At 42.1% G+C, this 14,266-nt stretch carries 12 protein-coding genes; 8 read left to right on the top strand and 4 right to left on the bottom strand.

Annotation, left to right across the window (positions count from 1 at the left end; all coding sequences use genetic code 11):
• Position 1: 1 nt before the first annotated feature.
• Positions 2-1,894 carry a DNA topoisomerase IV subunit B gene (parE, locus tag C505_RS0109645; protein WP_018692404.1) on the top strand — a complete coding sequence of 631 codons (1,893 nt, stop codon included), beginning with the start codon at positions 2-4 and terminating at the stop codon, positions 1,892-1,894.
• A gap of 11 nt (positions 1,895-1,905) precedes the next feature.
• Here parE and C505_RS0109650 read toward each other — a convergent pair whose 3' ends face one another.
• Positions 1,906-2,901: an ABC transporter substrate-binding protein gene (locus C505_RS0109650; RefSeq protein WP_018692405.1), complete on the bottom strand. Its 996-nt coding sequence runs from the start codon at positions 2,899-2,901 to the stop codon at positions 1,906-1,908.
• A 198-nt stretch (positions 2,902-3,099) separates the two neighbouring features.
• Here C505_RS0109650 and recA point away from each other — a divergent pair, with 198 nt between their 5' ends.
• From recA to C505_RS0109675, 5 genes are all read left to right on the top strand, one after another.
• Positions 3,100-4,152, top strand: a complete 1,053-nt coding sequence (gene recA, locus C505_RS0109655; protein WP_026317866.1) for a recombinase RecA — start codon at positions 3,100-3,102, stop codon at positions 4,150-4,152.
• A gap of 371 nt (positions 4,153-4,523) precedes the next feature.
• The gene (locus C505_RS0109660; protein WP_018692407.1) at positions 4,524-5,471 is read left to right on the top strand and encodes a homoserine O-succinyltransferase; all 948 of its coding nucleotides are present in this window, start codon (positions 4,524-4,526) and stop codon (positions 5,469-5,471) included.
• Complete coding sequence (locus tag C505_RS24540; RefSeq protein WP_018692408.1) at positions 5,461-6,525, top strand: homocysteine S-methyltransferase family protein; 1,065 nt, start codon at positions 5,461-5,463, stop codon at positions 6,523-6,525. Before C505_RS0109660 ends, C505_RS24540 begins: the two co-directional genes overlap by 11 nt.
• 1 nt (position 6,526) lies before the next feature.
• Positions 6,527-9,187, top strand: coding sequence for a methionine synthase (gene metH / locus C505_RS0109670; RefSeq protein WP_018692409.1), 2,661 nt, complete (start codon positions 6,527-6,529; stop codon positions 9,185-9,187).
• Between the two features lie 194 nt (positions 9,188-9,381).
• Positions 9,382-9,999: a DUF4124 domain-containing protein gene (locus C505_RS0109675; RefSeq protein ID WP_018692410.1), complete on the top strand. Its 618-nt coding sequence runs from the start codon at positions 9,382-9,384 to the stop codon at positions 9,997-9,999.
• A gap of 113 nt (positions 10,000-10,112) precedes the next feature.
• Here the strand turns inward: C505_RS0109675 and C505_RS0109680 are convergent, their stop codons facing one another.
• On the bottom strand, positions 10,113-10,610 hold the full coding sequence (locus C505_RS0109680; RefSeq protein ID WP_018692411.1) for a retropepsin-like aspartic protease family protein: 498 nt from the start codon (positions 10,608-10,610) through the stop codon (positions 10,113-10,115).
• A 48-nt stretch (positions 10,611-10,658) separates the two neighbouring features.
• Between C505_RS0109680 and ampD the strand changes: the two genes are divergently transcribed.
• A complete protein-coding gene (gene ampD, locus C505_RS0109685; protein ID WP_018692412.1) occupies positions 10,659-11,219 on the top strand; it encodes a 1,6-anhydro-N-acetylmuramyl-L-alanine amidase AmpD in 561 nt (186 codons plus the stop codon).
• Between the two features lie 47 nt (positions 11,220-11,266).
• Positions 11,267-12,019, top strand: coding sequence for a regulatory signaling modulator protein AmpE (gene ampE, locus C505_RS0109690; protein ID WP_245556350.1), 753 nt, complete (start codon positions 11,267-11,269; stop codon positions 12,017-12,019).
• Here ampE and C505_RS23620 read toward each other — a convergent pair.
• Together C505_RS23620 and C505_RS21970 are read right to left on the bottom strand one after the other, a co-directional pair.
• Positions 11,999-13,099 carry a glycosyltransferase gene (locus tag C505_RS23620; RefSeq protein WP_169337028.1) on the bottom strand — a complete coding sequence of 367 codons (1,101 nt, stop codon included), beginning with the start codon at positions 13,097-13,099 and terminating at the stop codon, positions 11,999-12,001. The two genes, ampE and C505_RS23620, sit on opposite strands and share 21 nt — an antisense overlap.
• A 59-nt stretch (positions 13,100-13,158) precedes the next feature.
• Positions 13,159-14,250 (bottom strand): glycosyltransferase, encoded by a 1,092-nt coding sequence (locus C505_RS21970; protein ID WP_083938312.1) that lies wholly within the window; start codon positions 14,248-14,250, stop codon positions 13,159-13,161.
• Positions 14,251-14,266 lie beyond the last annotated feature (16 nt).

Genomic DNA, 14,266 nt, shown 5'->3' on the forward strand with positions numbered 1-14,266 from the left:
CATGACACAACAAGATTACAACTCCGAATCAATTGAAGTATTAAATGGCTTGGAACCGGTACAACGTCGCCCAGGCATGTATACGGATACAACACGCCCCAACCACCTCGGTCAGGAAGTGATCGATAACAGTGTGGATGAAGCATTGGCTGGATTTGCAGATAAGGTGCAAATCATTCTCCATGACGATCATTCTCTGGAAGTGATTGATAATGGACGTGGTATGCCCGTAGATATTCACCCAGAAGAGGGGGTGTCTGGCGTGGAACTGATTTTGTGTAAACTCCACGCAGGCGGAAAGTTTTCAAATAAAAACTATCAGTTCTCCGGTGGATTACACGGGGTTGGGATCTCAGTTGTCAACGCATTATCGACCCGAGTTGAAATCGAAATTAAACGAGATGGTCAAGTCTTCGAAATTGCTTTTGAGAATGGAGCAAAGGTTTCAGAGCTAGAAGTAACGGGTACCGTCGGTAAACGAAATACAGGCACTCGTGTTCGATTCTGGCCTGAGGCATCTTATTTTGATTCTGCAAAGTTTTCTGTGTCGCGCATGCTCCATTTATTGAAAGCAAAAGCTGTTTTATGTCCGGGGCTGACGCTCAAGTTTGAAGATAAGCTTTCAAAAGAGAGCCATCAATGGTGTTACCAAGATGGTTTGAAAGACTATTTGATTGAAAGTACGCAAGGTTACGAAACACTACCACAAGATCCATTCACGGGTGCATTTGCTTCAGAACATGAAGCCGTTGACTGGGCTGTCATGTGGCTTCCTGATGGAGGGCAGGTCACGGCTGAAAGCTATGTCAATTTGATCCCTACAGCACAAGGTGGCACACATGTGAACGGGATGCGCCAGGGGTTATTAGAAGCGGTACGTGAGTTCTGTGAGTTCCGTAACTTATTGCCAAGAGGTGTAAAGCTATCCCCTGAGGATATCTGGGAAAAATGCACGTATATTCTTTCTGTGAAGATGCAGGATCCACAATTCGCTGGGCAAACGAAAGAGCGCTTATCCTCTCGTCAATGTGCAGCATTTGTGTCTGGTGTCGTAAAAGATGCTTTTAGTCTTTGGTTGAATGAGCATACAGAGCAAGCAGAGCTGATTGCACAATTATGTATCAACAATGCACAAAAGCGTCTTCGTGCGAGTAAAAAAGTGGTCCGTAAAAAAGTCACTTCAGGCCCTGCATTACCAGGCAAATTGACAGATTGTTCACTTCAAGATGTTAGTCGAACAGAACTGTTTCTTGTCGAAGGTGACTCCGCTGGTGGCTCTGCAAAGCAAGCGCGAGATCGAGAGTTTCAGGCTGTGATGCCACTACGCGGAAAAATTTTGAATACCTGGGAAGTCGACTCAGAACAGATCTTGGCCTCACAGGAAGTTCATGATATTTCCGTTGCTTTGGGCATTGAGCCGGATAGTAATGATTTAAAAAATCTTCGCTATGGCAAAATCTGTATTCTTGCTGATGCAGACTCAGATGGGCTGCATATTGCCACCTTGCTATGCGCGCTATTTGTACGCCATTTCCGAACACTGGTTGAGGCGGGGCATGTCTACGTTGCGATGCCGCCACTCTATCGCATTGATATCGGTAAAGATGTCTATTACGCACTGGATGAAGCTGAAAAAGAAGGTGTGCTTGACCGAATATCCGCAGAAAAGAAAAAAGGGAAAGTGAATGTTCAACGCTTCAAAGGACTGGGCGAAATGAACCCAATGCAACTTCGCGAAACGACGATGGATCCAAATACCCGACGACTGGTTCAACTGACTAACGAAGCTGCGGAACAAACGTTTGAGTTGATGGATATGCTTTTGGCCAAGAAGCGCTCTGGCGACCGCAAAGCTTGGTTGGAAGAAAAAGGCGATAGGGCACTGGCGGTTTGAACCATAAGGCGTTAAGAGTCAATGTCGACAGCCAGGTTTGCTTGACGGGCCTGGCATTTTTCTCCAGAAATCCAATTTTTCCACAACTTTTGGTTGGTTTCTAGCCACCAGCTCTTTGCGAACACGATATCTTTTTTGTCCACATCGACCATCGCAACTAGTTCAGAAATCATATTATTTGTGAATTCAAACTTCTGAATGATTTCAAAAGCGCAAGGAGCGCGTTTCGGAATGGAGCTGGATACCACTTTTTTGAGCCAGCCTGCTTTTGGGTTTCCACAATCCCAGGGGTACTTCGTATTGATCCCCCAGCTTGGATCTGAGATACATTCGGGAGCATATTCTGGAAATTCAACAAATTTACCTTTGATACGCGCCTCGACCCAGTTTGGTGTCCAGTTAAAGAAAATAATCGGTTCTTGCCGAGAAATATACCGGTCGACTTCTTTCCATAATTGATCGGAGTTTTTAGACTTAATCAGCTGAAAATTCAATCCTAAAGCGCGGATTTTTGATTCATCGTATTTATCCCAGGGACCACCTAGGTATCGTGCTTTTGGTCGAGTGGCGGGGTGTAGAAATAGATTCGAACAGACCAGTAATGCACGCCAATGAGGAAGTCCTGGGCAAAGCTTTTCTACATATTCTGGGTACCACCATTCTTCGCGAGTTTTTACTGGATGATCACCTGCATACACAACATGTCCTTTCTTCAGTGCTTTTTCTAGTTCTTTTGCCATCGTACCTTCCCAAACTTCGATCTGAACGTTCGCGACTTCTCTTTTGAGTAATGGCCATTGTTGACGGATATTCGAGTTCACGAATTTGACGTGGTACCCTTTTTGTTCAAGTAGGTGCTTTGCGATTTCGGCAAGGACAAGTTGACTGGTCCAGTCGTTTTTTAAAATGGATACTTTATCTTGTGTATTGTCCGCATTGCTTAAGTTGGGGAGACCGAGCGATAGAAGCAGGCATAGCAAGATACTGATGCGTAATGAAATAGCCAACCTGTGCCCCAATTCTATTGATGAGTCTGTAAAAGAAATATAGTTGATATGTTCCAAGTCCGATAACTCTTTGTCAGTCCTTGACAACATTGGGGTGATGGTAAAAATGATCAGAAAAATTAAGAAAAGGGCTTGATGCTGTACGATTATACAGTATAATTTCCCGCAGTATTTCAGAATAAACAATCGGTGATGACGATGGACGAGAACAAACAAAAAGCACTTGGGGCCGCGCTAAGTCAAATTGAACGCCAGTTCGGTAAAGGTTCAATCATGCGTCTTGGCGATTCAACAACGATGGATATCGAAGGGATCTCAACAGGATCTTTAGGACTGGATATTGCACTCGGTATTGGTGGTTTGCCAACGGGGCGGATTGTTGAAATCTACGGCCCGGAGTCATCCGGTAAAACAACATTGACATTACAGACCATTGCAGAGGCGCAAAAGCTTGGAAAAACCTGTGCTTTCGTTGATGCTGAGCATGCGCTCGACCCTGTCTATGCAGAGAAATTGGGTGTCAATGTTGATGAGCTCCTTGTTTCTCAGCCAGATACAGGTGAACAGGCATTAGAAATTGCAGATATGCTCGTTCGTTCTGCAGCTGTAGATGTCATCATCGTTGACTCTGTTGCGGCATTAACGCCAAAAGCAGAAATTGAAGGCGAAATGGGTGACAGCCACGTTGGCTTGCAGGCGCGTTTGATGTCACAAGCACTTCGTAAGTTGACAGCAAATATCAAACGTTCCAATACACTTTGTATCTTCATCAACCAAATCCGTATGAAGATCGGGGTGATGTTTGGTAACCCGGAAACAACAACGGGTGGTAATGCATTGAAGTTCTACGCATCTGTTCGTCTTGATATCCGTCGGATCGGTTCTGTAAAAGACGGTGATGAAATCGTCGGCAACGAAACCCGCGTGAAAGTCGTGAAGAACAAAGTTGCACCACCATTTAAGCAAGCAGAATTCATTATCGCTTATGGTGAAGGTATCTCCAAAGAAGGTGAACTGCTTGACCTCGGTGTGAAGCATAAGCTCGTCGATAAGTCTGGTGCATGGTACAGCTACAATGGCGATAAAATTGGTCAGGGTAAATCAAACAGCATTAAGTTCTTAAAAGAAAACACGCACATTGCTGACGATATTGAAAAACAGCTTCGCGATATGCTTCTTGTGAAAGCAGAAGTCAAAGCAGATGAAAAAGAGCCAGATGCAGAAGCAGAAATTGCAGCAGAAGCTTTCTAAAAACATAGATTGTGAATGAACGATAAAAACCAGCCTTCGGGTTGGTTTTTTTATGCATATTTTTCATGCACATGATGATGAAAATTCGTGGCCCGCTATCGAGAGATATATTTCGACATTGTCTTTTCTAATCAGTGTTTATAGGAATAAAGTGAAAGATTCGTAATACAGCGCTCTTATTTGGACGTCTAAACATCTAGGTGTTGACATGTCCATTGTGATAAGCCACTCTATATATATCGAGGCTGTCTGTGTTAGATGTCTTTTTGTGTATTGGATTGACCCAAAAGGCGATAGAAGTTGAGGATGGTTTATTCTTTGCTTCTGATTGAATTACCTTCAGCCATCTGTTTTTGAGTTTGGAGGGCAGCATGTCTTTACGGGTTACCGATGAATTACCAGCAATTGAAGCACTCAGAGAAGAGAATATTCATGTTCTTCCCAGTACATTTGCGAAGAACCAAGATATTCGTCCCATGAAGCTCGCTATTCTGAACCTCATGCCAAATAAAGTCGAAACAGAAATCCAGCTGTTACGTTTACTCGCGAATACTCCCCTACAAATCGATGCCGATCTTGTTCGGATAGAGCACCATGCTAGCAAACACACTTCAGAAAATTACCTGACCACCTTCTATAAAACATTTGCTGAAGTCAAACAAACCAATTACGACGGCTTGATTATTACAGGTGCGCCACTTGGAAAGTTGGATTATGAAGAAGTGACTTATTGGTCAACGTTGACGGAAATTTTTGATTGGGCGAAAGAGCGTGTGACATCAACTCTCTTTTTGTGTTGGGCCGCACATGCAGCACTATATTATTACTATGGTTTGCAAAGAGATATTCGAGATCAAAAAGCTTGTGGTGTTTATCGGCATCGTAATTTGTTGCCGAAAAAGCCACTTTTAAGGGGGTTTGATGATGAATTCTGGGCACCCCACTCACGTTATGCTTATGTACCAGAACATTTGATCAGAGAACAGCCCGAATTAGAAGTTCTGGCCAGTAGTGAGATTGTTGGACCTTACCTTATTAAGGATCAGCAAGGGAGTCAGATCTATGTGACAGGCCACCCAGAGTATGATGCCCAGACATTGCATCAGGAATTAATCAGAGATATTGATGCTGGTTTATCACCTGTTTTGCCAGAAAATTATTATCCAGGTGATGATATGACACAAACGCCAAGCAAACGCTGGCAAAGTCATGCTTTTTTATTGTTTAGTAATTGGCTGAACTACTACGTCTATCAGGCAACGCCATATGACTTAAATGAAATTAGCCAGCATGTGAGAACGGATAATTATGTGGATTGATCAAGCAAGAATTGATGCGTTGTACAAGACGCTTTCAGAACGGATCGTGATATTGGATGGTGCAATGGGCACTATGATCCAGGACTATCAACTTGAAGAAGAAGATTATCGTGGCAAACGTTTTGCAGATTGGAAATCACCTTTAAAAGGGAATAATGACCTGCTCGTATTGACACAACCTGAAATTATTCGAGAAATCCATCAGAAGTATTATGTAGCTGGTGCAGATATTATTGAAACGAATACGTTTAATGCAACGTCGATTGCAATGGCTGATTATCACATGGAAGACTTATGTCGGGAAATCAATTTGGAAGCAGCCAAAATTGCAAAGGAAGTTGCAAAATCATATGAAGCACAAACTGGCCAAATAAAATGGGTTGCAGGAGTATTAGGGCCAACGAATCGAACGGCATCTCTTTCACCGGATGTGAATGATCCCGGCTTTCGAAATATTGATTTTGATCAGCTTGTCACTGCTTACCAAGAAGCAACGAAGGCACTGATTGAAGGTGGCTCAGATATTATTCTTATCGAAACGATTTTTGATACCCTGAATGCGAAAGCGGCTGCCTTTGCGGTTGAAAGTGTTTTTGATGAATTAGGTTACAAGTTGCCGGTGATGATTTCTGGCACGATCACCGATGCATCTGGCCGTACATTATCAGGTCAAACAACGGAAGCATTTTATAACGCGCTGCGACATGTGAACCCGTTGAGCTTTGGTCTCAATTGTGCTTTAGGGCCGGATCAGCTTCGCCAGTATGTTGCAAACCTAAGTGATGTCTGCGAAGGCTATGTTTCCGTCCACCCAAATGCGGGTTTACCCAATGAATTTGGTGAATATGATTTAGGCCCAGAAGAAATGGCTGCAGAAATTCATGAGTGGGCCGAGAGTGGTTTTTTGAATATTGTTGGGGGTTGCTGTGGCACCACTCCCGCCCATATTCAGGCGATGAAAAACGCTGTTGAAGCATTTCCGAAAAGAGAAAAGCCAAAGCTGCCAGTCAAGATGCGTTTATCGGGGTTAGAAGCAATGAGCGTGGAGTCTTAACATGCAGCAGGTAGCGAGCTTTATCAATGTCGGCGAACGGACAAATGTCACCGGGTCTGCAAAGTTTAAGCGGTTGATCCTTGAAGACAGATATGAGGAAGCGTTAGATGTAGCACGTGATCAGGTAGAAAATGGTGCACAGATCATTGATATCAATATGGATGAGGCAATGCTGGACTCTCAAGCAGCGATGGTGCGATTTCTGAATTTAATCGCAGCGGAGCCAGAAATTGCACGTGTTCCAATCATGATCGACTCCTCAAAATGGGATGTTGTCTTTGCAGGGTTGAAATGTATCCAAGGAAAGGCCATTGTGAACTCTATCTCTCTCAAAGAAGGAGAGAGACAATTTATTGAACATGCGACAACGCTAAGAAAATTTGGTGCTGCATGTGTTGTGATGGCATTTGATGAACAGGGCCAAGCAGACACATGCGCTCGTAAATTTGAAATTTGCGAACGATCTTACAAAATCCTCACAGAGCAGGTTCAGTTCCCTCCCGAAGATATCATCTTTGATCCAAATATTTTTGCAGTCGCAACCGGAATTGATGAGCACAATAATTATGCTGTCGATTTTATTGAAGCGACACGGTTGATCAAACAGCATTTACCTCACGCCAAGGTATCTGGTGGTGTATCGAATATTTCCTTTTCTTTCCGAGGAAATAATCCGGTTCGTGAAGCGATGCACTCCGTCTTTTTATTCCATGCAATCAAAGCTGGCATGGACATGGGGATTGTAAATGCAGGTCAGCTGACCGTTTATGATGATATTCCTAGCGAATTGAAAGAGCGGGTAGAGGATGTGATCCTCAATCGTCGGGAAGATTCGACAGAACGCTTACTTGAGATTGCAAATGATTATAAAGGAGATGGCGTAAAGGCAAAAGCGATTGATTTGACTTGGCGTACTCTTCCTGTAAGAGAGCGTCTTAGTCATGCGCTGGTTCATGGTATTACTGAATATATCGTAGAGGACACAGAAGAAGCGCGTCTCTCATCAGACAGACCGTTAGAAGTCATCGAAGGACCTTTGATGGATGGGATGAATGTGGTTGGTGACCTATTTGGAGAAGGGAAAATGTTTCTTCCGCAAGTGGTCAAATCAGCTCGAGTGATGAAGAAAGCAGTAGCTTATTTAGAGCCTTATATTGAAGACGAAAAGGAAGAGGGTAGCTCGAATGGTAAAATCCTGCTCGCGACTGTGAAAGGAGATGTCCATGACATTGGCAAAAATATCGTTGGTGTTGTTTTGCAATGTAATAATTATGAGATCATTGACCTAGGCGTCATGGTGCCATGTGAGGAGATTTTAAAAGTCGCAAAAGAAGAGCAAGTTGATGTGATTGGTCTCTCGGGCCTCATCACACCGTCTTTGGATGAAATGGTCCATGTTGCAAAGGAATTAAAGCGAAATAACTTTGATATTCCAGTTTTGATTGGTGGAGCGACGACTTCAAAAGCGCATACAGCGATTAAAATCGCACCACATTACGAAGAGCCTATTGTTTATGTTTCAAATGCTTCTCGGGCTGTACCAGTTGCTTCGCAGTTATTGAATGCGAAACAAAAAGAAACCTTATTTGAACAAGTAAAGCGTGATTATGCGCGAGTCATTGAACAACATGAACGTAAGCATCAGCACGTCTCTTACTTATCATTAGAAGCAGCAAGACGGAATGAACCGAAAATCGATTGGGCTGGATATACGCCTCCAAAGCCGAAAAAACTTGGGATCCATATTTGGGAAAATATTGATTTAAATATTGTTCGCAATTTTATTGATTGGACCCCATTTTTTATGACGTGGCAGCTTGCTGGAAAATATCCACGGATCCTGAGCGATGAGGTTGTCGGTGAACAAGCAACGCAATTGTATGAAGATGCGAATCGTTTGATTGATCAAGTGATCCAAGAGAAGCGATTTTGTGCAAAAGCTGTTTTTGGGTTATTTCCAGCCAATCGTGTACAAGATGATATCGAAATTTATCAAGAAGATGGTTCATTGCTGACAACGTTATGTAATCTTCGTCAGCAGACCGATTTTAAAGGACGAGGCCCAAACTATTGCTTAGCGGACTTTATCGCCTCAAAAGAGTCGAATGTATCGGATTACATCGGCTCGTTTGCTGTGACAGCAGGCTTTGAAGCCGAAGAATGGGCGAATGCTTGTGAGGCTGCACAGGATGATTATCAGAGCATTTTGATTAAGTCCGTTGCGGATCGCTTTGCAGAAGGACTGGCAGAATACCTTCACCAACAGGTGAGAAAGGAATATTGGGGTTATGCACCCGAAGAAGATTTAGATAATGATGCATTGATCCGTGAGCGCTATCAAGGAATACGACCAGCTCCAGGGTACCCAGCATGCCCGGAACATACAGAAAAAGGAAAGCTTTGGTCGCTACTCAGCGTTGAAGAGAATATTGGCATGCAAATTACAGAAAGTTATGCCATGCGTCCAGCGGCTTCTGTCAGTGGTTGGTATTTCTCACATCCTCAAAGTAAATATTTTGCTGTGGGGAAGATTGGTGAGGAGCAAGTGAAAGAATATGCACAAAGGAAGAATATGCCATTATCTGAGATTGAGCGGTGGCTTTCTCCAAACTTAAATTATGACCCAGAGAACTCAGAAAAACCGATGAAAGAAAAAAATTAAGGATAAATTGCATAGTTTTTCATCGGTAAGTGGAAAAACGTAGACAATTACACCAGAATTTGTGTAATCAGGCGTTACTTCTGACAGTCAAATGTATTATAGTTTGTTTACATTTTATTATTTATATATTGATGGCTGGACGATGTTGGTACATCGTCAACCTTGGCTGTCCTACAAAGAGCAATTTTAGGAATATGCGTATACTCGTCTTATCACTATGTCTGGCATGTATTTCATCTGTTGCATCAGCGGCGGGGGTTTTTCGTTGTGAAACCGAAAATGGCGTCGAGTTTAGCCAATTCCCTTGTGGGCAAGATGCAAAAGAAGTGACCATTAAAACGACAACAGGTTCGGCTACCTCTCTTCAGGGAATGGATTATGAAGACACTGCGGAGGGAATTGATAAATTTCTCCGTTCAGGAAAAATCGAACGCGATCGTGAAAAACTGGTCACTAGTATTGAAGATCTGGAAATTCAAAAACAGCGTGCGATTGATAAAGTCAAAGAAAAAATGGGCTTTAGCAAAGGCCAGCCAGTACAATCTGGTGTGATTGACTCAGTTGCGGCTCGATACAATATGTTAATCCAAGCGGAGCGCCGTAAACTCAAGCAGTTGAATATTCATGAGAAGCAGCTTGAGAAGAAACGTTCAGAAGCATGGAAAAGGAAAAAGAGAAAAGACGAACGAGCGAAACGTCGTGCTGAGCGTGAACGTTTGAAACAGGAAGAAGCACAACGTGCGATTGACGAAGCTGAAATGTCTGATGAAGAAGCGATGCCAGAGGATGAAGGTCCTCAAGAAGAGCCTTAAGCTTCACTTATCGTGATTGATTGGAAAAACCTGAATGAACATCATTCAGGTTTTTTTATACTGAGTTAAGGGAGTGATTCTGAAGCCAATTGCCACGATAAGACACCAATTCACTATGGCTGTTTGATAATCAACGTATCCCCTTTTTGGGTGAATTCTAGTTGCTTGAGTGCGCTCATTCCCAGTAAAATCTCTTCCCCTTCAAAGCCTGTTGCAATACCCGCTTTCACATTTTGTAGATGAATATTGCCGAATGAAAGAGTCTCCAGTGTTGTGTCGTATGATGTCGACAGTCCATTTGCAGTGGAAGTTTGATATTTTCTTCCTTTTTGAAGGTCGAGGCGTTCTGCAACTTGCAGTGGAATAGCAACTCGGGTGGCACCTGTATCCAGCATAAAGCGAACAGGTTGTTCGTTAATGAGTCCATTCAGAATATAATGACCATATTTATTTCGCTTGAGAACAACGGTTTCACCTTGTGTTTTGACTTCCTGGTTTGGATTCCATTGCTTTTGAAGTGCATCTTCAAAAAAGAAGTACATCATTCCCATCAGGATCACGAAAAAGATAAAATAAAACCTGACTCCAAACTGCTTTGTTGCGTCTGACATCAAAACCTCTCATTATATTCGAATATATTCTTATATGAGGCTTTTATCTTGGTTTTGCAAGCAATTCAAGACGGGTGGCTCAAATTAGCCCGCCAGAATATTTCCCCGCATTTCGATGAACGACCGAAACAGGTTGATGTTGATTTACTGGTGATCCATTGTATTTCATTACCTTGTGGGAATTATGGTACACCTTATATCGATGATTTGTTTCTGGGCAAATTAGACCCGAATACTCATCCAGATTTTCAAGACATTTACCAGTTGCGCGTTTCAGCACATCTCTTGATCAGACGCGATGGAGAAGTTGTTCAGTATGTTCCATTTGATAAGCGTGCATGGCATGCTGGTGTGTCGCAATTTCAAGGGCGAGAAAAATGTAACGACTTTTCTATTGGGATTGAACTTGAAGGTACAGATACAACAACTTTTACAGATGAACAATATCAACAATTAGCTGAGATCACTGGACACTTAATGATGCTTTACCCTAAGCTGACGAAATCCCGAATTGTTGGACATGAACATATCGCACCAGGAAGAAAGACAGATCCTGGTATTGGGTTTGATTGGGACCATTATTTTCATTCGTTGGAGAAAAGGGCATGACGATCCTTGTTATTTTGTGCGCTCTGTTAGCAGAAAGATTTTTACCCATGAGTCAAAAGTTCGAGCTTTGGTATTATGTCTCACCAATCTACCAGCGTATTAAGAAGTCTTGGGGGTATACAGGATGGATTGTGGCGAGTTTGTGTTTTGCATTTGGTCTTCAAGAATTGGTTGGAGCAGTACCCTTTTTAGCTGATATGCTTGTTGCGGCAATGCTTTTACGTCTATGTCTTGGTAGTGTATCAAGGCGTCAATCTTATAAAGCATTTTTGAATGCTGCTGGGCGGGAGGATATCGAAGCGTGTATCATTCTGGCTGAAAAAATGGGGTGTTACCATGAAGCTTACTGCCAGAATAAATTTGGACAGCATTTGATCTGGGTAAATTTTCGTTATTATGCAGCTGTCATCTTCTGGTTTGTTTGTCTTGGTATCTTTGGGGCTATCACATATGCGTTATTGAGGATGACAGTGCCCGCCTACCAGGAAAGCTGTAATCTTTCTCGTGAGAATCGGGTATTGATGATTTTGGACTGGCTCCCCTCACGTATATACAGTTTAGGCTTTTTATTCGTTGGTGAATTTACAAAAGGTGCACAGCAGTGGATCACAAACGTCTTGTTGCCCCACCGTACACCTTATCAGTTTCTAGGAAATATCGCATTAGCTTCAGGCATTTTACCTGAATCACACGAAAGTGTATGTGTGATCCCTAGCCAAATGGTCGCACTAGCGAAAAGAACAATGACGTTCTTTCTCACCTTTGTAGCACTGTTATCTTTATTTGGTGTTGTTCAGTAGTTTTTCTTGGATAAATTGTATGTACTGCTTTGTGATTGAATTAGCATCAAATCGGGCATAACTTTTTGAAAAGTTAAAGATACGGCTAGAAGCTAATGCTCTGTTTATTCCTGTGGCAATATCACGGGGATTGTCTGAGTGGATCAGGTTGTCTTCAAAACAACCTGTCATAATCTCTGCAGGTCCGGATGGACAATTTGTACTGAGTATTGGGGTCTCACAAATGAGTGACTCGACAAGTACATTGCCAAATCCTTCATGAATGGATGTCAGAATGAGCAGCTCTGCATTTCTCATGATCGGGTAAGGGTTATTTGTGAATGGAAGGAAATGAACACGCTTAGATAGGCTCAGTTGCTTTACCTGAGTGCGAAGTTCTTGTTCTAGCGAACCTTCTCCTAAGATGACAAGATCGATTTGGCTATCAACAAAGGGTAAAGCCTCAATGAGGCGATTGACCTGTTTTTGTAATTCAAGGCGACCAACAAATAGAAGATAGCGTTTTGGAACGGGTTGATGTGTGGGTTCCATTGCTGCCTGGCGGATAGACTCTATTTCAAAAGGATTATAAATCGTTGTGATAGAGAGAAATGAGCCCGGAATAACTTTTTGGCAGAAGTCTTTGATCCCCTGAGAAACGCAAATCACGTGTTTTTTCGAAAACTTTTTCTTATATTTTTGTTTAAATCTCAGTCGTTTCAGCCAGTTTCTTTTTTCATAATGAAATTCATATGAATTATGAATACAGGGCACAAACCTTGAGTCATCAATATGTGCTGCGATATCTATAGTTTCTTCGTGTCCGCAAAATATTGTGTCAAATCGGCCTCCAGCCTTTTCTTCCTTGTGAAGCCATTCGAGAAAAGGAGCTTTAAACTGTGCTGCTTTAGACGATTTAAAACGTCCAGGTACTTGAATAACATGGTGTTGAACTGTGTTTAAGAGATCGATTTGTTGATCAGGTTGCAGGCAGATTAAATCGCACTGATGTCCCAGCTTGGCTAAATGTTGTGCAAGTTGTGTAGAGACTATCTGAACACCTTCAATTTTCAAGTCTCGAACAAAAAAGCCAATTCTCAAAGAGTTCTCCTTTAATATTGAATCAAAAAAACGACTAAAATGCTTATGATCCATTTCATTTATCGATTAAATGTATTTTCGATAAAATCAATATATGCCTTTGCAATGCAATCCGCGGAAAATCGTTGATAGCTTTCCTTAAAGTTAATATCTGATTTTGTAGTTAATGCATGATCGATTTGACGAGCAATCTGTAGTGGATTGTGCGATTCAACCAGGTTATTGTCAAAGTAGTTTTTCATAATCTCACGTGGTCCGGTGGGACAGTCAACACTGACAATTGGTGTATGGCAAATCAAAGATTCAATTAAAACTGTCGGAAGCCCTTCTGTAACAGATGTCAGTACAAATAATTCAGCTTGATTCATAATCGGATACGGGTTATCACAAAACGGAATGATATGAATACGGTCTGTAAGGTTTTCTGAAGCAATTTGTTTTTCAAGCCTTTCTTGCCAGCTTCCTTCACCGACGAGGACTAAATCAACATTTGAAGTAACGTGTTGAAATGCTTCGATTAAGATATCAACCCTTTTTGGCTCTTCAAATCGACCAACAAAAGTAATGTATGGTTTTTCCAAGTTGAAAGGGCTATCTTCTTGTGCAAGTTTCTGAATTTTTTCGATATCGAACGGGTTGTATATACATTGGTATGAGCGGTATGGTTGCTTAAAAATTTGCTTACACTCATCAATCAGTCCTTCAGAAACACAAATTGTATGTTTATTGTTAAATCGGGGGCCAAATTTTTGCTTATATCGGAGTTTTTTGAACCAGTTTCTTTGATTGTAAGCATAGGAATATCCCGTATGAACACATTGCACAAAGCGTTCATCTTCAATATATGCGCAGATGTCCAAGCTTTCTCCATGGCCACAGAAAACTGCATCAAACTCTCCGTTTTTCCTTTCTTCCTCATAAAACCATTCAAGAAAAACGGGTGCATAGACTTTTCCCAATTTTGGGTGGAAGCGAACGGGCATATCAAGTACATGATGAATAATCTGCTGATTATGCTCAACTACCTTGACATCTGTCAGGCAAATAAGATGGCATTCATGGCCCATCTGGGTCAACTGTTCTGCTAGGCGGATTGTTGTTACTTCTGTTCCGCCCATACTTAAATCTCTTAGCAGGAAACCTATTTTCATTTTGATATCAATTTGT

It is taken from the genome of Algicola sagamiensis DSM 14643, assembly GCF_000374485.1.
GTDB classification, from domain to species: Bacteria; Pseudomonadota; Gammaproteobacteria; order Enterobacterales; family Alteromonadaceae; genus Algicola; species Algicola sagamiensis.